Origin of the sequence: Runella zeae DSM 19591, from assembly GCF_000423565.1 — a bacterium.
Classification (GTDB): Bacteria; Bacteroidota; Bacteroidia; order Cytophagales; family Spirosomataceae; genus Runella; species Runella zeae.
Genome location: NZ_AUIF01000046.1, coordinates 77339 through 97250, shown reverse-complemented (window position 1 = coordinate 97250; position 19912 = coordinate 77339). Strand labels below are relative to the sequence as shown.

General features: G+C 41.1%; 21 protein-coding genes. 12 read left to right on the top strand and 9 right to left on the bottom strand.

Annotated elements, in window-relative coordinates; translation table 11 throughout:
• The 7 genes from G563_RS34820 to G563_RS0114915 all read left to right on the top strand — a co-directional run.
• Positions 1-314, top strand: a 314-nt coding sequence (locus G563_RS34820) for a transposase family protein (RefSeq protein WP_037326637.1), incomplete at its 5' end; no start/stop codon positions are given.
• 288 nt (positions 315-602) lie between these two features.
• Positions 603-986, top strand: coding sequence for a DUF1003 domain-containing protein (locus G563_RS0114950; protein WP_037326956.1), 384 nt, complete (start codon positions 603-605; stop codon positions 984-986).
• Positions 987-1348: 362 nt separating this feature from the next.
• A complete protein-coding gene (locus G563_RS0114940; RefSeq protein WP_028666030.1) occupies positions 1349-3370 on the top strand; it encodes an FAD-dependent oxidoreductase in 2022 nt (673 codons plus the stop codon).
• A gap of 84 nt (positions 3371-3454) precedes the next feature.
• Entirely contained in the window at positions 3455-4606 is a 1152-nt protein-coding gene (locus G563_RS34815) for a PQQ-dependent sugar dehydrogenase (RefSeq protein ID WP_084650868.1), read from the top strand.
• A gap of 493 nt (positions 4607-5099) precedes the next feature.
• Complete coding sequence (locus G563_RS0114925) at positions 5100-6254, top strand: glycosyltransferase family 87 protein (RefSeq protein WP_028666029.1); 1155 nt, start codon at positions 5100-5102, stop codon at positions 6252-6254.
• Positions 6233-7015: a glycosyltransferase gene (locus tag G563_RS0114920; protein WP_028666028.1), complete on the top strand. Its 783-nt coding sequence runs from the start codon at positions 6233-6235 to the stop codon at positions 7013-7015. The genes G563_RS0114925 and G563_RS0114920 overlap by 22 nt, the downstream gene beginning before the upstream one ends.
• 21 nt (positions 7016-7036) lie before the next feature.
• Positions 7037-7855: a polysaccharide deacetylase family protein gene (locus G563_RS0114915; RefSeq protein WP_037326953.1), complete on the top strand. Its 819-nt coding sequence runs from the start codon at positions 7037-7039 to the stop codon at positions 7853-7855.
• Positions 7856-7986: 131 nt separating this feature from the next.
• Here G563_RS0114915 and G563_RS0114910 read toward each other — a convergent pair whose 3' ends face one another.
• Positions 7987-8808: an alpha/beta fold hydrolase gene (locus tag G563_RS0114910; RefSeq protein WP_028666026.1), complete on the bottom strand. Its 822-nt coding sequence runs from the start codon at positions 8806-8808 to the stop codon at positions 7987-7989.
• A gap of 165 nt (positions 8809-8973) precedes the next feature.
• Positions 8974-9804 (bottom strand): helix-turn-helix domain-containing protein, encoded by an 831-nt coding sequence (locus G563_RS0114905; protein ID WP_028666025.1) that lies wholly within the window; start codon positions 9802-9804, stop codon positions 8974-8976.
• Between the two features lie 272 nt (positions 9805-10076).
• Between G563_RS0114905 and G563_RS0114900 the strand changes: the two genes are divergently transcribed.
• Positions 10077-10475 carry a T9SS type A sorting domain-containing protein gene (locus tag G563_RS0114900; RefSeq protein ID WP_028666024.1) on the top strand — a complete coding sequence of 133 codons (399 nt, stop codon included), beginning with the start codon at positions 10077-10079 and terminating at the stop codon, positions 10473-10475.
• Here the strand turns inward: G563_RS0114900 and G563_RS0114895 are convergent.
• The 5 genes from G563_RS0114895 to G563_RS0114875 form a co-directional block, all read right to left on the bottom strand.
• Positions 10468-11733 carry an S-adenosylmethionine:tRNA ribosyltransferase-isomerase gene (locus G563_RS0114895; RefSeq protein WP_028666023.1) on the bottom strand — a complete coding sequence of 422 codons (1266 nt, stop codon included), beginning with the start codon at positions 11731-11733 and terminating at the stop codon, positions 10468-10470. The two genes, G563_RS0114900 and G563_RS0114895, sit on opposite strands and share 8 nt — an antisense overlap.
• Before the next feature lie 22 nt (positions 11734-11755).
• On the bottom strand, positions 11756-12268 hold the full coding sequence (locus G563_RS0114890; RefSeq protein WP_028666022.1) for a hypothetical protein: 513 nt from the start codon (positions 12266-12268) through the stop codon (positions 11756-11758).
• Positions 12269-12402: 134 nt separating this feature from the next.
• Positions 12403-13962 (bottom strand): Rne/Rng family ribonuclease, encoded by a 1560-nt coding sequence (locus tag G563_RS0114885; protein ID WP_028666021.1) that lies wholly within the window; start codon positions 13960-13962, stop codon positions 12403-12405.
• Positions 13963-14398: 436 nt separating this feature from the next.
• The gene (locus G563_RS0114880; protein ID WP_028666020.1) at positions 14399-15250 is read right to left on the bottom strand and encodes a tetratricopeptide repeat protein; all 852 of its coding nucleotides are present in this window, start codon (positions 15248-15250) and stop codon (positions 14399-14401) included.
• A 20-nt stretch (positions 15251-15270) separates the two neighbouring features.
• The gene (locus G563_RS0114875; protein ID WP_028666019.1) at positions 15271-15555 is read right to left on the bottom strand and encodes an HU family DNA-binding protein; all 285 of its coding nucleotides are present in this window, start codon (positions 15553-15555) and stop codon (positions 15271-15273) included.
• 175 nt (positions 15556-15730) lie between these two features.
• On the opposite strand from G563_RS0114875, the gene mutY reads away from it, so the two are divergent.
• Together mutY and G563_RS0114865 are read left to right on the top strand one after the other, a co-directional pair.
• A complete protein-coding gene (gene mutY / locus G563_RS0114870) occupies positions 15731-16795 on the top strand; it encodes an A/G-specific adenine glycosylase (RefSeq protein ID WP_028666018.1) in 1065 nt (354 codons plus the stop codon).
• A gap of 166 nt (positions 16796-16961) precedes the next feature.
• Positions 16962-17426 carry a single-stranded DNA-binding protein gene (locus G563_RS0114865; protein WP_028666017.1) on the top strand — a complete coding sequence of 155 codons (465 nt, stop codon included), beginning with the start codon at positions 16962-16964 and terminating at the stop codon, positions 17424-17426.
• A 56-nt stretch (positions 17427-17482) separates the two neighbouring features.
• On the opposite strand, the gene G563_RS0114860 is transcribed toward G563_RS0114865, so the two are convergent.
• Positions 17483-17929 carry a hypothetical protein gene (locus tag G563_RS0114860; RefSeq protein WP_028666016.1) on the bottom strand — a complete coding sequence of 149 codons (447 nt, stop codon included), beginning with the start codon at positions 17927-17929 and terminating at the stop codon, positions 17483-17485.
• A gap of 87 nt (positions 17930-18016) precedes the next feature.
• Between G563_RS0114860 and G563_RS0114855 the strand changes: the two genes are divergently transcribed.
• Entirely contained in the window at positions 18017-18385 is a 369-nt protein-coding gene (locus G563_RS0114855; protein WP_037326949.1) for a VOC family protein, read from the top strand.
• 22 nt (positions 18386-18407) lie between these two features.
• Here the strand turns inward: G563_RS0114855 and msrB are convergent, their stop codons facing one another.
• The gene (gene msrB / locus G563_RS0114850) at positions 18408-18899 is read right to left on the bottom strand and encodes a peptide-methionine (R)-S-oxide reductase MsrB (RefSeq protein ID WP_374754514.1); all 492 of its coding nucleotides are present in this window, start codon (positions 18897-18899) and stop codon (positions 18408-18410) included.
• 62 nt (positions 18900-18961) lie between these two features.
• Between msrB and G563_RS0114845 the strand changes: the two genes are divergently transcribed.
• Complete coding sequence (locus G563_RS0114845; protein WP_028666013.1) at positions 18962-19726, top strand: SDR family oxidoreductase; 765 nt, start codon at positions 18962-18964, stop codon at positions 19724-19726.
• Positions 19727-19912 lie beyond the last annotated feature (186 nt).

Below are 19912 nucleotides of genomic sequence, written 5' to 3'. Positions count from 1 at the left end.
ATGTATATGTTGATTTAGGTTATCTTGGTATTCAGAAAGAATACAAATTTTTGTCTTTAAAGATTCCATTTAAAAAGCCCAAAAAAAGCAAAAAAAATCCTTATCCAAGCTTAACATTAGAGCAAAAAAACTACAACAAGTCTATTAGTAAAAAGCGAGTTTTTGTAGAAAATGCAATTGCAGGAATAAAACGTTATCATATTTTAATTAACAAGTATAGAGGAAAATCTAAGGAAAAATTTGATGAAAGTATTGAATTATGCGCAGGCCTTTGGAACTTCAAAATCGACTTTAAGAAAAAGATAACTTGTTAGTAATCAACAAGAAAACAACTCTATTAATAGTAACTATCCAGATTGGCAAATTACGGGTAATAAGTCGTATTTCGACTCCGAAAAAAGAAATGCCGACTACTACAAAGTAATGCTCGCCAAAGGAAAAGAAAGAAAAGCGGCCTATTTTTCGATGGAAGGTGCCGAAGTAAATCACCATTTAAAACCCATTAAATAATCCATTCATTTTGCATAGCTAGGAGGAAGTATCCCGCGATACTCCCTCCTAATTTTTTATATATTTACCCAAGCAAAAAATCTAACAAAACGATGAAGATACATAAGCAAAACTTGCAAGAACATTTTACAAAATCCGAAAAACTAGGAAGTTGGATTACCGACCACGTTGGTACGATGTACTTCTTTTATCTAATTTTTGGCTGGACGGCGGCTTGGTTGCTGTGGAATTCTCTAGCTCCTCATTCATTAAGATTTGACCCCGCCCCTGACTTTTTGATGTGGTTGTTTATCTCCAACCTGATTCAGATTCTGCTGATGCCATTGATTATGATTGGACAAAACATTCAAAATCGACGATCAGAATTGTTGGCAGAAAATGATTTCAAAACTGATAAAGAAGCCGCTTTGGAAATCCAACGATTACACCAAAAAATTGACCTGATTATGGAAAAGTTAGAAAAAAAAGATCAATAATTCTTCCTCTATTTTTTTCATTTACTTTTTTACAACCAACTATGAAAGCTTTTATATTTTTCTTGCTGGTAGCTTCTCTAACCTCTTACACCCGAACAACGCCAAAGGCTTGAGAATAAAGTAAAACCATACTATACTCCCGACTACCTCGCCTTCCGAGACAAAATCATTAAAGAGTATCCCAACGCCAAACCAAGGCACTTTGGGCTGGTTATCAAAGATATCAAACTTACCCACGAAAAATTGCGCTCTCGTATGGGTGAATAATTGTTGTTTGGCAAAAGGCACAAGTACAATCTTCTATTTTTTTTCTTTAAGAAGTGAAGACTCAACTTACTCACTTTTCCTCCATTTCAACAGATATGTCACGTGCCTTCGCCAATCTTCTGCTAGTAGTGGTTACTGCTGCATTGTTTTTAGGAACTCCTGCCCTAGCCCAACCCGTCAAAGAGGTAGATATTTGTATCTATGGGGGTACTTCTGGGGGAGTAATCGCGGCCTATACAGCCCAAAAATACAAAAAATCCGTCCTGCTCATTGAGCCTGGTAAGCACCTTGGAGGCATGACTACTGGCGGACTCGGCCTGACCGACATTGGCAATAAGTACGCGATTACGGGGCTGGCGCGCGATTATTATCGCCGTATTGGGAAGCATTATGGCAAGTTTGAGCAATGGATTTTTGAACCCCATGTTGCCGAAAACCTTTTCAATGAATACATAAAACGTGGTCAAGTAAACGTACTTTACTCCCACCGCCTCAACAATGTAAAAAAAAGAAACCAACGCATTCAGGAGATAACGATTGAAAACACCACTAACCCTTCCCAAAAACAAGTAATTCGGGCCAAAATGTTTATTGATTGTTCTTATGAAGGCGACTTGATGGCTAAAGCGGGCGTTTCTTATACCGTAGGCCGTGAGGACAATTCGCGTTACGGAGAGACTATCAACGGCGTCCAACTCATGACAGGTCATCAGTTCCCTGATGGTATCGACCCATACAAAATCCCCGGAAATCCGACTTCTGGATTACTCTGGGGAATTAGCAACGAGCCTTTGCTCCCCAATGGCACCGGCGATCGCAAAGTACAAGCTTACAACTACCGCATCTGCCTCACCGACAACCCCGCCAACTTAGTACCTATCACCCGCCCCGCTCACTATGACTCAAGCCGCTACGACTTGCTAGCGCGGCTGATAGAGGCTCAGCCCGGAAAATATTCGCTCAATCAGTATTTTATTTGGAGCCGGATGCCCAACCACAAAACCGACATCAACAACCGAAATGGCTTTTCGACCGATATGATTGGTATGAATTGGGACTATCCAGAAGCTAGCTACGAACAGCGTGCCGAAATCATCCGTCAACACGAAATTTATACCAAAGGGTTGTTATACTTTTTTGGCCATGATGCTCGCGTTCCATTACCCCTCCGCCAAGAAATGTTGAAATGGGGTTATCCTAAAGACGAATATACCGATTCGGGACACTGGTCACCTCAATTGTACGTCAGAGAGGCACGACGCATGATAGGAAGCTATGTGATGACTCAAGCCAACTGCCAAGGTAAAGAAGTAGTGACTGATGGAGTAGGTATGGCCGCTTATACCATGGATTCGCACAATACCCACCGTATTGTGATTGAAAAAGACGGTCGTAAAATGGTCAAAAACGAAGGAAATGTGGAAGTCGGCGGTTTTGGACCTTATCCTATTTCGTATCGGTCATTGATTCCTAAGGAAGCTGACTGCCAAAATTTATTGGTTCCTGTCTGCCTTTCGGCTTCACACATTGCTTATGGTTCTATTCGGATGGAGCCCGTGTTTATGGTATTAGGGCAATCTACGGCCTTGGCCGCCGTGATGGCTATCAATGCCAAAACAAGCGTCCAAAAAATCGACATTGCTAAATTACAGCAGGAATTGATCCAAAATCCGCTCGCCGACGGTAGCATCCCCGAGATTTTGGTGGACGAAAATGACCTCAATGCAGTCAGTAAAACGGGGACTTGGCATATCGAACAAAAAAACAAAGGCGGCTATGGCCCTTCCTACATGCTCGGCGGCCTCCAAGTCGGTGATAAAGTACGCTATACCCCTAGCATCAAACAGACTGCCAACTATGATGTTTTTGTGTATTTACCCAGAATAGAAAAAGCTACCTCAGAAATTGGCGTTAGAGTATTTGACGGAAAAACCCAACAAGAAACTACCATCAAACCCGCAGAGGTTGTGGTACTTGGGCAAACCTCCGGTGAATGGGTACCACTAGGTCGTTATGAGTTAGGAGTGGGACAAAACAACTACGTAGAGCTCATCACCAAACAGACCGACGGAAGCGTCGCAGCTGATGCCGTTTTATTTGTGCCAGTGGCTCATTAACTATCCTTTTAGCGCTAAATTACAGAAGCAAACGCGATTTGATACATAATATACGCTCTGTTGTTAATCAAAAAATATACCTCCATGAAAAAGCAGTCTATCATCCCGCTGCTAGCGATGCTAGCTTTGTTTTTATTAGTATCGTATCAACCTCATCCGTCGCTCATTACGCTTCAAAACGCCTTTCCTTTTCTGTCGTTTAGCCGCCCCGTAGAATTGACCTATCCTCCTGACGGAAGCAATCGGTTATTTGTAATAGAACAAGAAGGTAAAATTCGTTTTTTTGAAAATAACCCTTCCACAAAAAATACCTCCGTATATCTTGATATAAAACACAAAGTCTCATCTGAGGGTGAAATGGGATTGCTGGGGTTGGCATTTCATCCCAATTTCAAACAAAATGGGTATTTTTATGTCAATTATACGAAAAGAAAACCCCTTGAGACAATCATAGCACGGTACAAAGCTTCTTCGTCGTCGGCCCGAAGCGTAGACCCTGCGACAGAGACTATTTTGTTGAAAATCGCTCAACCTTATGATAACCACAACGGTGGCAAGATAGCCTTTGGCCCCGACGGAATGCTCTATATTTCGACGGGCGACGGCGGGGCTTGGGGAGACCAACACAACAACTCCCAAAACAAAGCTTCTTTGTTGGGGAAAATTTTGCGTATCGATGTCAACAAAACGGATAAAGGATACTACGGGATTCCAGCTGACAATCCTTTTGTGGGCAACAAAGAAGGCTTTCAAGAAGAAATATTTGCCTATGGTTTACGAAATCCTTGGCGATTTAGCTTTGATGCCAAAACTGGCAAAATCTGGACGGGCGACGTAGGTCAAAATGAGTTTGAAGAAATAAATATCATCCAGAAAGGAGGCAACTATGGATGGAGACTCAAAGAAGCCAATCGATGTTATAATCCAAGAAAAGACTGCGAATCAGGCAATTCGTTGATTGCTCCTATTCATTTTTATCCCCGTACCGATGGCGTCTCCGTTACGGGAGGTTACGTATATCAAGGAACTGCTCAGCCGACACTCCAAGGAAAATACATTTTTGGAGACTTCAGCAATGGGCATATTTGGGCATTATCATTTAAAAACAATCAGAAAACCGACCTCCAACTACTCACCACTCAAGGAGGAAACGTATCGGCTTTTGGAGAAGATGCCAAAGGCGAATTGTATATCCTAGAACATGCCAACGGAAGCATCAAAAAAATTTCTAAATAACTACCCAAATCCTATCAATATTACTTCCTAAAACATATCCTATCTCTAGGATTGTCTCAAAACATATTCTTTCCTTTTTCCAACCTTTTATTTGTTTTTGGCGTCCTAATTGCGGTTTATTATTCATCAAACAGCCATAATGAAACAGACCTATGCTAGTTTTTCATCTACAGTATTGTTTTTTTCGACGACGAAATTGCTAATTTCATAGATGTTCTCTAACTTAGCCGCGTCGTTCCTCAACACCAACATTCGTTCCTCTCCCCATTCATATAAGCTTGCTTATTTGATGTTGAAGGATGCCTGTTATGTCTCAGAACGGCAACTGACAGCTAGGATAAATTTAGTTTCCAAAAAATCAGTAAAGCCCTTTTTGAAAATAACTTAGCTTGTTCAGAATCGACATCAATGTACAATTCACTGAAGTATTACTTCATTAACAAAAAAAGTTTTGTTAAGCAAAGTGTAAGCTTTTTTTAACAACCTAACCTCAATGTCAAGATTTACTCGACTTTTTCAAAATGAAAAAGTGATTTTAGCTATCTATCTTTTGATAGCTCTCATTACATATTTACAATGTTTGGCACTAGGAAAAGAAAGTTATAACAACTTCACTATCTTCCGAGAGGCTTTTTTCCATTTGCTCAATCACCAAAACCTCCACCTTGAATACCCCGAACTTTACTACGACATTTTTTTATACACGCCAGCATTTACGATTTTCTTTTTGCCTTTTAGCCTCCCTCCCGTTTCGGTAGGGTTATTGCTGTGGCTTTTATTTAGTGCTTGGTTTAGTTTCTGGGCTATTCAAAAACTTCCCATTCAGCAGTCTTATAAAGTTTTTATGTGGTGGTTTTGCCTGCTCGAACTCAACACGAGCCTCCACAATGTACAGACCAATTCGAGCATTGCCGCGCTTGGCCTTCTCACCTTTGGTTTTTTGGAGCGGCGGTTACTCTTTTGGGCAGCTTTGTGTCCCGCTATTGCTTTTTGTATCAAAGGCTATGGCGTAATCGTGGTACTCTTGTATTTGTTTTATCCTCAAAAAATCAAAACAGGTATTTATTTTGCATTGTGTCTAGCGGGTTTGATGCTGTTGCCACTTCCTTTCATTGGCCTTACTCGCTGGCTAGAAGTCTACCAAGAATGGTACCAATGCCTTCAAGCCGACCGTAAAGTCAATATTGGTTTAGGGGTAATGGGGGTTCTCAATGCTTTTTTTCCTGGCAAAATAAACGTAGCCCTCATTCAAATCATAAGCCTTGTGTGTTTGATTGTTACCACGGGAGCTTTGTATTGGTTTTCGGCTATCGCTCAACAAGCCCGACTCCGTTGGCAATACTTGGCTTATTTGCTTATTTGGGTTATTATCTTTAACCACGCTGCCGAATCAGCCTCCTACATCATTGCGATTTCGGGCGTGGCGATTTGGTATGTATTTAGTGACCGCACCTTCATCGATAAATTCTGGGTATACTTTGTATTTTTCTTTTCCATTCTTGCCCCCTTCGACGTTTATCCTTCCTTCATAAGAAGCCATTTCTTTGGTCCTTATTGTATTAAGGCGATTGGCTGTATTGGCGTATGTTGTCTTCTACAATTCTATCTACTTAAACAAACCAAATTATGGCATCAAGCATCTTTTTGAGTATCATTACTCCCTGTTACAACCCGCCACCTCAGTGGCTCGATAGCTACCTACAGCAAGTGAAGCTTATCGAAAGTACTTTAGATACCCTGACGATTGAGTTTGTAATTGTCAATGACGGCTCTAAAGAAGATTTATCGCATCTTTTCAGCCCCCTACCCCATCCTTCTATCAAATGGGTGAGTTATAATAAAAACCGTGGTAAAGGGTACGCCATCCGCGAAGGAGTCAAATACGCCTCAGGTAAATACATCATTTATACCGATATGGATTTCCCTTTTGGTACGGATTGTATCTGCCAAATCTACGACCTCTTGCACCAAGGCTACGACCTTGTCATTGGCAAACGCTCCAAAGAGTATTTTGATAAACTACCTATCAAACGGCAGTTTATTTCTACCATTCTCAAAACCATGAATCGTCTATGGCTTCCTTCTGAACTGAACGACACCCAAGCGGGAATCAAAGGATTCAGGCAAGAATTGAAGTATGTTTTTTTGAGAAACAAAATCAATTCTTTTGTCTTTGAAATTGAGTTTTTGATAAGAGCCTCTCATCTCAAAAACCTAACTTATACCACCGTGCCTGTATCGCCAATTCAGAATATTGTCTTCAGCGACTTCTCAATGAAAGTGATTTGGAAAGAAATCAAAAACCTTTTCCTTATCCTATATCCTGAAAAAAGTGCGCCTACTCGGCCAGAAGAGAAAGCTATCAAAAAATCATCTAAAGCATCCCGTATCAAAAGAAACATCGCTTAATCTATTTTTCCTGAAGCTACCGTGAAGGCCATTTTATTGACGTTTGATGTCGAGGAGTTTGACATCCCACAAGAATATGGGCAAGAAGTCCCTTATGAGCAGCAGTTTGAAGTGTCACGCCTCGGACTAGAAGCGCTTTTATCTATTTTAGAAAAATACCAAGCAAAAGCTACATTTTTCTGTACGGCAAATTTTGCCCAACATCACCCTGAACTCATTCGCCACATTGCCCAAAATCATGAAATAGCTTCCCACTCATTTTATCATGATTTTCGAAAACCAACAACCATGAGCGATATCATCGCTTCCAAGAAGGTTTTGGAAGAGATCAGCTCTAAACCTGTGGTGGGTTTCAGAATGCCACGATTGATGCAATTTAATACTCCTGAATTAGCCAATCACGGCTATCAGTACGATGCTTCTTTGAATCCTACTTATTTGCCGGGGCGTTATAATTTCCTCTCCAAACCTGCCCAACCTCATTGGATTGGCAATGTGCTAGAAATTCCTTCTTCGGTGTTGCCCGTTTTCAGATTGCCGTTGTTTTGGATTGCTTTCAAAAATATTCCATTGCCACTCTACAAATGGTTCTGCAAAATTACCTTGAAGCGGCGGGGATTTTTGTCATTGTATTTTCACCCTTGGGAGTTTTCAGATTTATCACCCTACAAACTGCCCACTTATGTAAAGCGACAGTCAGGTCAAGAGCTGATTGCTAAGTTTGAAAATTTGGTAGGTTCTTTGGCAAAACAAAAAGCTAAATTTTTGACTTGTTCCGAATTTTTGAAGACGATCAAACCCTCTCAAAAAACTTCAGAAATGGCAGTTTTCCAGTCATGAAGTTCTAAAAATGAGGCTGCCCCAAAAGTAACAGACTACCAAACATCCCTTGGCATCATATACTTTTAAGGCAGCTTCAAATATACAATTTGAGGCAAAAGCGAAAAGGTATCTTTTTAAGTACCTTGAATCTAAGATTCAATAAACGCTAAAATGTCGGCATTGATAGTGGCAGCTTCGGTAGTAGGCATACCGTGTGCGAAGCCCGGATAGATAATGAGTTTTCCATTTTTCAAAAGTTCCGCTGCTTTCACCGCCGTAGTAGCATAAGGCACAATCTGGTCATTGTCTCCATGAAGTACCAACACCGGAATATCTACACTTTTGAGGTCTTCCGTAAAATCTGTTTCCGAAAACACCTTAATACAGTCATATTGGGCTTTGATACCACCCATCATTCCTTGTCTCCACCAATTGTCTTGAATTCCTTTTTTGACCTCAGCGCCTTCTCTGTTATACCCAAAAAAAGGAAAAGTAATATCTTGATAAAATTGAGCTCTGTTATGACGAGTATTGTACCGAATATCGTCAAATACCGCCAACGGCACTCCGTCAGGATTTCGTTCATCCTGAATCATATAAGGCGTAATAGCGCTGATTAGCACTACTTTAGAAACCCGACCTTGGCCGTACTTTGCGGCATATCTTATGGCTTCGCCCCCACCAGTAGAGTGTCCAATATGAATGGCATTTTTGATGTCCAAAAACTCCGTAAGTTCGGCTACATCTGCTGCATAGGTATCCATGTCATTTCCCTGAAAAGTCTGAGTAGAGCGTCCGTGTCCACGACGGTCATGGGCGATTACCCGAAAACCTTTTTCTAAGAAAAACATCATTTGGGCATCCCAATCATCAGAAGACAAAGGCCATCCATGGTGAAAAAAGATAGGTTGCCCTGTGCCTAAATCTTTGAAATAAATTTCGGTTCCGTCTTTTACTGTCAACTTGTTCATGGTTTTGATATTTGAGTGTTTGTGTTGATTTTGACAATGCAAAGGTGGGGCAAATTCGCAGCGGCATCAATGGACACTTTTCGCTTTGCATTGTACTTTTTGCCAACACTACCCAAAATTCAAGATTTACCAATCACCCAATCCAGAATGAGACAGGTTTGTTTTCTAAAATTGTTTGCGGAATGAAAGCGGAGAGAGACCGGTGCTTTTTGTAAAGAATCGGACAAAATAAGCATCATCTTCGTAGTTTAAAGCATAGGCTATTTCTTTGACTGTGAGCGCAGTATGCGCCAATAGCCGTTTACTTTCAAGGATAATTCTGTTTTTAATGATATCGTTTGGCGTCTCTTTGCTTACCAAACTGATTTTTTTACTGAGGTTTTTAGGAGTTACAAAAAGCATATCAGCATAGTCAGCTACGGTATGATGCGTTTTATAATGCTGCTCTACTAGTTTACTAAACCTCCTCAAAAACTGAACATCCGGTTGCTGTTCCTTTTCTGAAAGTTGGTGTTGAAGTTTCCAAATTCGGGTAGATTTCAAAATAATCAACTTCAACAATATTCGTAACATTTCTTCGGTATTGGTATCTTCATTTTCCATTTCGGTTTGTATCTGCCAAAGTATGTTTTGAATATCCAACGACTGATTTTCGTCTAATTTCACAAAAGGTACTTCAAACACATTGTTGTATAAAATACCATCACACGCTACCTCTTGGTCATGAATTTCGACACAATAAAAATCTCTGTTGAAATAAATCAGGCATTCGCCACTATACTCGGTATCAATGGGTTTTAGGATTGCTTTGGGATTGATAAAAAGCAATGAATCTGTTTCCATCTGAAACTCCTGAAAGTCCACTCTTACTCTAGCGCACTTGGGCAAAAACAAAATTTTAATGTGCTCCTCTATACTGGCCAAGGAACTTCCATTAAGTTCGTCGTGGGCAAAACGAAAGTTGCCAAATTGTTTGAATGAAAATTCTTTAAGCATATATATACGTAAGTTGTATAATGGGTATCTTTGAAAGTATCCTAAAAATGCAATTATCTATCTAGTTGCTCTACCTTCTATGGAAACCAACACCAAAATCATTGCAATAAGACATACTGACCGCCTACCTTCTTTATACGTTATAAGTAGCATTTACAAAAAAACATTCCGTTAAATCAAATAATATCCCTTTTGCACAACTCTTTCTCCCGATATTGACAATCAATTGGTATTTTTGGTCGTTAGATAAGCATAATCTTTCGCCACAAGCCATGCAAATACTGTGTTTTTTGATGATTGTGTTTGTCTCATTACCAATTTGGGGACAACACACCGAGGGGATAAAAAGTGACGAAAACCAAAGTATCAATAACTTAGACATCCCTTCTCCACCCAATGACGAGCCAACCGAGCAGCTCCCTTTTAGAGTCTACCCAAACCCAGCCACTGAAAATGTGACTGTCGAATTTAGGCTTACCCTTCCTGCTAAAGTTACCGTTACGCTTGTTTCGATTTCGGGCGAAAGCCTCCGCATTTTAGCCGACGAGCTTTTTCCACCCGGAAAACATTTTTTACAAACGACCCTCACCAAGATTCCAATAGGGGTTTATTTGATTAAGTATGAAACCAACAATATCAAAAAAACGCAAAAATTGAGAGTGGTCAATTAGTTTGTTTTTTCCACAAAAGAGAAGAATCTCCGTAGCTCAAAAAACGATAGTTGTTTGAAAGGGCTTCGGCATAGATTTTTTTCCAGTCTGTTCCTACAAAAGCCGCTACCAACAGCATAAGTGTAGAACCTGGCTGATGAAAATTAGTGATAAGGCCAGTACAGATTTTGAAATCATAACCCGGAAAAATCATAATCTCCGTTTCGCCGACAATTTCTGTCAGCTGATGATATTTCATATATTTCAATACCGCCGATAAAGACTCGGCTGCTGAGGGCAGATAGGCGTAGGATTGGTAAGGTGCGAGTTTTTCGATAAAAAAAGAAGTGTCGCCGCTGAGTAGAGCTGGATTCGATGCTAAACAAAGCTTAACACCAAACCAATATAAACTTTCTAATGAACGCATAGAAGTAGTACCCACCACCACCACTTGCCCTAATTTCTCTAATAAATTTTGGATGAGCTCTTGACGGTAAATTACCTGCTCGGCGTGCATGGTATGCTCCACGGCATTTTGAACTTTGACAGGCTGAAAAGTGCCCGCCCCAACGTGCAACGTCACAAATGACTTCTCGATTCCTTTTTTGGCGAGTGCCTCAAAAACCCTATCAGTAAAGTGCAGCCCAGCCGTAGGAGCTGCCACTGCTCCTTCAATCTTAGAATATACCGTCTGATAGGTGGTGCTGTCGTTGATGTCAGCGTCGCGTCCCAAATAAGGTGGTAAAGGAATATTGCCCAACACTTTGATAACTTCCAAAAAGGGCAAGGTGTCACCGGCCGATTCGCCCCACCACCTAAACTCCACCCAATTTTTGGAGGAATCAATTAAAGTAGCTTCAAGTATGTATGTTTCGGTAGGTGCCTGCAATCGAAGGCTTAGGGTTTCGCCTGTTTTCCAGCGTTTTTTATTTCCAATCATGCAGCTCCACACTCCTCGGTGCGTTTGCTGCATAGCCTCATTGATGACCCTAGAAGGAGCTTCAGGATGCAGCAAAAACACTTCAATGTGAGCTCCTGTATCTTTCTGAAAAAACACCCTTGCCGGAATCACCTTCGTATCATTGAAGACCAAAAAAGCAGAGGCAGGCAAAAACGCAGGCAGCTCCCCAAAAGACTGATGTGCGATAGTGCCATTTTGATACACCAACAACTTAGAGGAGTCGCGCGGTGATACAGGATAGCGAGCGATGCGCTCATCAGGGAGTTCATATTGAAACTCGGCGAGAGGAATTTCGGGCAGTGAAGAAGTAGAATTCATACCGAAAAAAGGGGCAGAAGCATTAGCTCTGTTCTTCGATTTGGGGTTTAATCATGAGTCTAATTGGCAATGAAATAATCACTATCAACAACGACGCAATGACCACATAAAACAGCCCCTCAAAGTCTTTGATTTTATACTTAAATTCATTGTTGACCGTTGCCAACGCCCACACTGTCATGGCAATAAATGTATTGATAAGTGCTACCAAACAATAAACCCAGTTTTGTAGATGCTCATTCAATTTTTCACGTTCGAGGCTCCATTCTGCTTGGTTTGGAATAGGAAGCATATGGCTTGGCAATTTGAGGAGTTGGCGTCCAAAAGCGACCAGTAGCACATTGTTTATCAGAATAAGTGCGACAAGAATGTAAAAAACATCTGATTTGGTCATAAATTCGTCGGGTTTACCACTAGCATCGAAGTGCACTCCTACATCGGCCCCGAAAAGACTATAACTATAAATTGACGCTCCAAAGACAGCAATCATGGATAAAATACGCCAAGCACGAATGCCAAAAGTTGCAATTTCCATTTTATAAAATAAGTAAGGGTTAAAAGCCAGAAGGTGAAGTTGACGCAAGAGGCGAGGCGTGTATATGCCCTTTCACTTTTACCAATAATCCTTCACTTTCTAACCATTAACCCTTGATAGATGTTTTAAATAAATCAAGTTGCTGCGATTTCTATTTCTTCTCCGTACTTGTCATAAAACTTAAACTCAGTAATCGGCAAAGAGCTATCTTTCAACAACTTAACCCATGATTTGTATCTAAAAAACCATTTGAGTCGGGGCGACGGGAATCCCGCCGTAAAATACGCGTGCAAGTATGGGTGTAGGGCTACCGACACCTTCTGTTCGTTTTGTTTGGTCAACAAGTATTCAAGATTGCTTTCGATAATATCCGAAATCAAGATACTAGGCTGGATGGTACCCGCGCCATTACAAGTAGGACATACTTCCCGAGTGACAATACTAATCTCAGGTCTTACTCGCTGGCGCGTAATCTGCATCAAACCAAATTTGGTAAGCGGCAACAACGTAAACTTCGAGCGGTCGGCTTTCATTTCGGCCTTCATCGCGTCGTAGAGTTGTTTTTTGTGTTCCGCTTTCCGCATATCAATAAAATCTACCACGATGATACCTCCCATATCGCGTAAGCGAAGTTGACGAGCTATTTCTTTGGCAGCTTCTATATTGGTATGTAGCGCAGTATCTTCTTGGCTTTCTTCGTTATTAGACTTGTTGCCGCTGTTGACATCAATCACATGGAGTGCTTCAGTATGCTCAACAATGAGGTATCCCCCACCGGGTAAGCTCACTGAGCGTCCAAACAACGACTTAATCTGCTTTTCTAATCCTGTTTGCTCATACAGCTTATTTTTGCCAGTATAGAGCTTCACAATTTTTTCTTTTTCCGGTGCGATAGTATGGATAAACTCTCGAATATCGTCATACATTTCTTTGGTATCGACCGTAATACTATCAAAGGTGTCGTTGAGCATATCTCTCATGATTGAAGATGCTCGGTTCATTTCTCCGATAATGCGATCACGGGGTTTGGCCTCATTGAGGGCTTTCATGCCGTTTTCCCACTTCCGAATTGAGTTTTGAATGTCTTTGTCTAGCTCTTCTACTTCCTTATTGGCGGCGACTGTCCGAACGATAATCCCAAAATTAGCGGGCTTTACCGAAGTCATGAGTCGGTGTAGCCGTGTTCTTTCGGCCTTATCCGTTATTTTTTTAGAAATATTTACTGAGTTAGAGAAAGGTACCAAAACAGCATAACGCCCCGCAATAGAAATATCACATGATAGACGTGGTCCTTTGGTAGAAATAGGTTCTTTGACAACTTGGACGAGGATAGGCTGGTTTTTACCCAGTACTTTATCAATTTTTCCAAGTTTGTCAATTTCAGGCTCCATTTTAAAATTGTTCAACTTGCCAGAGGTTAGGCGCTTGGCAATAACCTCCTTCGTGAGCTTGTTGAGCGATTGTACATTGGGGCCTAAATCATGATAATGCAGAAAAGCATCTTTTTCGTATCCAATGTCAACAAAAGCAGCGTTCAAGCCGGTAACGAGCTTTCGGACGGTTCCTAAATAAATATCCCCAACCGTAAAACTACTTTCCGACTCCTCCACATGGTACTCCACAAGTCGTCTTTCTTGTAAAAGCGCGATGCGTGTACCTTTTGGTGAGGCACTAATTACTAATTCGCTACTCAATGTTATGAAAGGATATAGGGTGAAAACCTATACATAAAACATTACGTATGGTTAAAAACAACTACATAGTCCAGAATAAGTACTTAAGTACAATTATTTCATTATTTAACTACTTACTAAACAAGCAGTTAGTTAATCTTATATTTAGAATAAAACTGTACGAATACTTACTAATAAGATAAAGTATATAAAACCCCGAAACCAAGGTGTATCAAAAGTACCTTGGTTTCGAGATTCAGAAATTACTTCTTCTTATGACGGTTCTTTCTGAGGCGTTTTTTACGTTTGTGCGTAGCAATTTTGTGGCGTTTTCTTTTCTTTCCGCAAGGCATAGTTTTAAATGTTTTAAATGTTGTTATATTTTTTTAAACTGTTTGACTGACAGGAATTTAGGGATGTGAAGCATTAGATTTCACAAATGGATAATTCCTTCAAATCATTTGAGTTCTTTCTCCAATTCGGCAACTGCCGCTTGAATATTAGGGTCTTTTTCTCTTTCTTTTACGACGGCAAGTTCTTCCAAAGCTTCTTTGTTTTTACCCGTTTGGGCCAGCGACACCGCCAAATAAAAGCGTGCTTTGGTATTATCAGCATTCACTTTAAGTAGTTGGCGAAAACGCTCTGTAGCTTTTTCGTACTGATTAGAGCGCATTGAAAGCAGACCCAAATTAAACAGCCCCACTTCGTTGGTAGGGTCGCTTGCCAACACTTCCCGAAGCAACATGATTCCCTGCATAGGAGTCTCCGTAGAGACATACGTCATGGCTAAGTTGGCTTTGGCATTGAGTAAATTGGGGTTTTTGTCGAGGGCTTTTTGGTACCACTCGCGCGTTTTGGCACCCAAATTTGCCGATTTGTTATTGTTAGCGGCAAAGCCAAATGCATCATAATACCTGTCGCCCGCCCGCAAGAAATTACCCTCATTAGGCTCAAGCAAAGCGATGGTTTCGGCATACTTAGCAGCACTATCAAATTTACGAATTCCTAAGTAAAAATCAGAAAGTTGTAGAGCTACTTTTGCTTTGTTTTTGGTATCCGCCGAAGCACTCAACTGGTTTGTTAAGTTTGTTGCGGTACGCTGCTGTTCAGCTGTTAAAGGTGTAACATGTGCTTCGGCGGTAGCAGGCTGAGTATCTTCCTCAGCAGAAGTGGTGGATTGTGTTCCGGTGCTGTCTTGTCCTTGAGTAAGTTTTCGTTCTTGACTACTCACTACCACTTTAGGCAGACTATATAGTCCTCCCGTAAGTACAGTAGCCAAAATGATGATTATTAAAATAGACCGATTCATAGCACCTTTATCCCCGATGATTACTTAGCAGATTCCTTTACTTGCTCCACAAATACTTTAGCAGGTTTAAAGCTAGGAACATAATGCTCATCAATCACAATAGCTGTGTTTTTAGAGATGTTACGAGCTACTTTTTTAGCACGTTTTTTGTTTACAAAACTTCCAAATCCACGCACATAAATGTTCTCACCTTTGGCCAATGAGTCTTTCACCACTGAGAAAAATGCTTCCACTGTTTCTGAAACGTGTCCTTTTTCGATGCCGGTTTGATCGGCAACTGCTGCGATTAAATCTGCTTTCGTCACTTTATTAAACTTTAAGGTTATAAAACTGTTATTCTTTTGAAATTAGTTTCAAAATCCTAATAAACCTATGTACTAAAATCATATTGGTTTATTTTGAGCGCACAAAAGTAGTATAATTTCGACAAATTGCGAAAATCTTTTAGGTCTTAATTTCAAAAAAAACGTTGCAAAACCATTGAATAACAAGTTTTTTGCTGATAAACTCATCCATTGGTATAGGCTCAACCATCGCGATTTGCCTTGGCGACATACCCGTGACCCTTACTATATTTGGCTCTCCGAAATCATCCTCCAACAAACCCGCGTAGCGCAAGGACTGCCTTACTATGAACGCTTTGTAGAGACTTATCCTTCGGTATTTGATTTGGCCAAGGCCTCCGAGCAAGAGGTGATTCGGCTATGGCAAGGATTGGGATATTATTCACGAGCCCGCAATTTACACCAGACTGCTCAGCAGGTGGTCAATGAGTATGATGGCGTATTCCCAAAAACCTATCAAGGACTGTTAAAACTAAAAGGAATAGGCCCCTACACCGCTGCCGCGATTGCCTCTTTTGCCTATGACGAAGCGGTAGCCGTAGTAGATGGCAATGTGTACAGGGTACTTTCGCGGGTGTTTGGGATAGATACTGACATCGCAAGTACCGAGGGGCAAAAGCAGTTTGCTCAACTAGCGGCGACGCTTATTTCGCCTCAGCAGCCGGCTCTTTACAACCAAGCTATTATGGAGTTTGGAGCTATTCACTGTACCCCTCTTTCGCCCGATTGCCTGCTCTGTCCCCTCCAAGCAGAGTGTGTAGCCAATGCCACCGGACGCGTATCACAGCTGCCCGTCAAAATCAAGAAAGTAAAGATAAAGGAGCGTTTTTTTCACTATTTTGTTATTATCCAAAATGGGCAAGTTGCCATGCGAAAACGTACCCAAAAAGATGTCTGGCAACATCTCTATGATTTTTATTTGATTGAAGCTGATCAACTCGCTTCCTCGCTAGAAGAACTTCCGTTGTCGATTCAGTTCCAACACCTTCTTTCTCAAGGGACTATCAGCCTCCCAAGCCGAGTATACACGCATGTGCTTACTCATCAGCGCATTTATGCAAAATTTTGGAAAATAAATTTACCTACTGATTTTGAGATAGTTACACCACTTCAGTTAGATTTTTTAACACCAAATGCCTTAGAAGATGTACCCAAACCCGTATTGATTACGTCTTATTGGAAAGAGGCTTTTTTTGATTAGTTTTGTGTAGAGCGAAGCAGTGGATGAGTTGAACAAAACCGCCTAAAAATCTGATTTACTAAACTTTACTTATTGGATAAGTAAGTGGCAATTGTTGCTAAATACTCTCAAAAATCATCTATTTTCTCTTTAAAAACATCGTAACCTTTAAATTTATACATATACAATGGCTGGCGTAAACAAAGTAATTTTATTGGGTAATTTAGGAAGTGACCCCGAAGTAAGACATCTAGAAAATGGCTCAGCAGTAGCTAGGTTTAATATCGCCACTTCCGAAAGCTATACCAATCGTAACGGCGAACGGGTGGAGCAAACCGAATGGCACCGCATCGAACTTTGGGACAATCTCGCAAAAATTGCTGAGCAGTATCTTAGAAAGGGTAATACCGTTTATATTGAAGGAAAACTAAGAACCGAAACATGGGTTGACAAAGAAGGCAAACAAAGGGAAGGTAAAACTGTGCGTGCAAACACCATGCAGCTTGTAGGAGGACGTAACAACAACGAATCAAGCAATGCCGAATACAGCCCCGCCCCTGCGGCTCAAGCGAGCCGCCCTGCACCTGCTAAACCTGCTACTCCTATCGCTACTGACTTAGGAGGAAGCGGCGATGACGATCTTCCATTCTAATATACCAAAACGCCCTGCTTATTCAGAGACAAGCAGGGCGCTTTATTTGGGCAAGATTAGAGTTGTTTTACGTGCATCACTGCCTCTACTTTTGGGTTTTCTGTCTCTTTGGTAGATACCCCCGGATAAGGGTTAACTTGCTTCAATACAAACAGATATTTTTTACTATCGACCGTTACCTCCAACGAATCCTGCGTAATCATTCGATTGGCTCTAGCTGGCCTTACCATTTGGCATTCGCCTAGGCACATCTGTACGTTTTGCTGCGCATTCACTTTCAAATCTACAATCACTTCTCCCGCTCTAATACAAAAGGCATTGGCTGGGCAACGACTCTCCGCTACTTTTTCAAAAAGCAACTTAAAATCGTTGAGTTGAGTTTCTTGCTCAAGTTGGAGCGTAAAGTCTTTCTCGTACGACTTCTGTAGTTTGTTGTTAGTTTCAACTTCTGTGCTTTGGCAACCTATCAAAGTTAGAAATGCCAATCCTAATACTTTTTTCATGACTATATGTTAAATTTGACCCACAAGCACCGCGCTTGTTTTGTCATATGACGCAGCAAGTCGTTCAAAAGTTGTAACATTTATTTTATGAAACTATCTATAAAAGCACTCAACCACGTGGCTATTTATGTGGCCGACGTCGAGAAAAGCATAGCATTTTATCAACAAGTACTTCAGCTAGAGCTTCTTCCTCGCCCAGCCTTTGATTTTCCGGGCGCGTGGTTTAGGTTTGGTATCGATCAAGAATTACACCTTATCGGTACCCGAACCGAACCAGTCGTGTCGGGCTCAAGGAGCAATCACTTCGCGCTTGAAGCAATCGATCTTCCAGCTTGGGAAAAACATTTTGTAGCGCAAAAAGTAACCTATCGCCCTCCCAAAGCCCGCCCCGATGGGGTGATGCAAATTTTCCTGACCGACCCCGATGGTTATTGGATTGAGCTATTTGAGCGATAAGTCATAAAAGAAAGACAAAAGTTTACTTTTTTTCAAAAGACAATGCCGCACCGTTCATACAATACCGCAAGCCAGTAGGACGAGGGCCATCGTCAAATACGTGACCTAAATGAGCATCACATACCGCACAAATGACTTCGTCTCGTTCCATTCCAAAACTCTTGTCTTTTGCATCTTTAAGTGCTTTTTTGCTGATAGGTGCATAAAAACTAGGCCAGCCTGTGCCCGAATCAAACTTGGTATCTGAACTAAACAAAGGCGTTTGACAACATACACATTTATAGATGCCTTTTTCTTTGTTGTTCCAATAAGGTCCTGTAAACGCCCGCTCTGTACCTTTTTGTCGGGTTACGTAGTACTGCATAGGAGTCAAGATTTTTTTCCATTCTGCATCAGTTTTCACCACCCGCTTAAGTTCCTGATTTTGGGTCTGAGCCAAAGCAAGAGGGCTGGTAAGTGCAATGCCTCCTAGAACTCGAATAAAATGACGTCGATTCATGTGTGTTAGGTTCATTATCAGTTTGTTTTGAATATATAAACGAAACACCTTACTTCATAGTTTTAAGACCTAAAAAAATGCTTAAAAATTGGAATCTAGCTGGCAAGCGTGCCTTAGTGACAGGCGGTAGCAAAGGTATCGGCAAAGCTACTGTCATGACTTTATTAGAAATGCAGGCCGAAGTATGTATAGTAGCTCGTCAACAAAGAGACATTGACAATCTCATCAAAGAGTACGCGCATGAAGGGTTTAGGGTATCAGGTATTGCTATTGATTTAAGTCATACTGAGGCTATTGCTACAGTCGTAGCTTGGGTAGAGCAACATTGGGGAAGTTTGGATATTTTGGTCAACAATGTAGGGACAAACATCCGAAAACCCACTATTCAATATGATACCCAAGAATATACTCATATCCTCAACACTAATTTGCACTCAGCCTTTGGGTTGACGCAAGCGGCTCATCCTCTCCTCAAAGCAGCCAAAGGTTGTATTGTCAACGTAACATCCGTAGCGGGGCTTACTTCACTCCGTAGCGGGTCTATTTATGGCATGACCAAAGCCGCTTTGAATCAACTCACCCGAAACCTTGCGTGCGAATGGGCCAAAGACGGTATCAGAGTCAACGCTGTGGCTCCTTGGTACATCGAAACGCCCCTCACTGAAAGTGTGCTTTCTAATCCAGACGCCTTAAAAGATATTTTGAGTCGTACGCCTATGCAACGTGTGGGACAGCCCGAAGAAGTAGCTGCTGCTATTGCATTTTTGTGCCTACCTGCGGCAAGCTATATCACTGGCCACATCATGACCGTTGATGGGGGCTTTGCAGTATATGGGTTTTAGGAAAGGCCTCAAAAGCATCTTTTTTCGTCAAAATAAAGCCTTAGCTTTAACCACTCTTTTCACCTGATGGAGTTTATTTATTCGACCCAAAAAACAAACATATAATAACAAAGGAGTTTAATATTTTAAAAAAATTTAAAAAATACTTAACAAAACTTTTAAGTGACGAAAAAAATTCATTTTTTC

What these genes read in the sequence shown, in the direction of transcription:
- G563_RS0114950 (WP_037326956.1), top strand. Translation starts at nt 603, where the DNA reads ATGAAGATACATAAGCAAAACTTGCAAGAACATTTTACAAAATCCGAA.
- G563_RS0114940 (WP_028666030.1), top strand. Translation starts at nt 1,349, where the DNA reads ATGTCACGTGCCTTCGCCAATCTTCTGCTAGTAGTGGTTACTGCTGCA.
- G563_RS34815 (WP_084650868.1), top strand. Translation starts at nt 3,455, where the DNA reads ATGAAAAAGCAGTCTATCATCCCGCTGCTAGCGATGCTAGCTTTGTTT.
- G563_RS0114925 (WP_028666029.1), top strand. Translation starts at nt 5,100, where the DNA reads ATGTCAAGATTTACTCGACTTTTTCAAAATGAAAAAGTGATTTTAGCT.
- G563_RS0114920 (WP_028666028.1), top strand. Translation starts at nt 6,233, where the DNA reads ATGGCATCAAGCATCTTTTTGAGTATCATTACTCCCTGTTACAACCCG.
- G563_RS0114910 (WP_028666026.1), bottom strand. Translation starts at nt 8,808, where the DNA reads ATGAACAAGTTGACAGTAAAAGACGGAACCGAAATTTATTTCAAAGAT.
- G563_RS0114905 (WP_028666025.1), bottom strand. Translation starts at nt 9,804, where the DNA reads ATGCTTAAAGAATTTTCATTCAAACAATTTGGCAACTTTCGTTTTGCC.
- G563_RS0114900 (WP_028666024.1), top strand. Translation starts at nt 10,077, where the DNA reads ATGCAAATACTGTGTTTTTTGATGATTGTGTTTGTCTCATTACCAATT.
- G563_RS0114895 (WP_028666023.1), bottom strand. Translation starts at nt 11,733, where the DNA reads ATGAATTCTACTTCTTCACTGCCCGAAATTCCTCTCGCCGAGTTTCAA.
- G563_RS0114890 (WP_028666022.1), bottom strand. Translation starts at nt 12,268, where the DNA reads ATGGAAATTGCAACTTTTGGCATTCGTGCTTGGCGTATTTTATCCATG.
- G563_RS0114880 (WP_028666020.1), bottom strand. Translation starts at nt 15,250, where the DNA reads ATGAATCGGTCTATTTTAATAATCATCATTTTGGCTACTGTACTTACG.
- G563_RS0114865 (WP_028666017.1), top strand. Translation starts at nt 16,962, where the DNA reads ATGGCTGGCGTAAACAAAGTAATTTTATTGGGTAATTTAGGAAGTGAC.
- G563_RS0114860 (WP_028666016.1), bottom strand. Translation starts at nt 17,929, where the DNA reads ATGAAAAAAGTATTAGGATTGGCATTTCTAACTTTGATAGGTTGCCAA.
- G563_RS0114855 (WP_037326949.1), top strand. Translation starts at nt 18,017, where the DNA reads ATGAAACTATCTATAAAAGCACTCAACCACGTGGCTATTTATGTGGCC.
- msrB (WP_374754514.1), bottom strand. Translation starts at nt 18,899, where the DNA reads ATGAACCTAACACACATGAATCGACGTCATTTTATTCGAGTTCTAGGA.
- G563_RS0114845 (WP_028666013.1), top strand. Translation starts at nt 18,962, where the DNA reads ATGCTTAAAAATTGGAATCTAGCTGGCAAGCGTGCCTTAGTGACAGGC.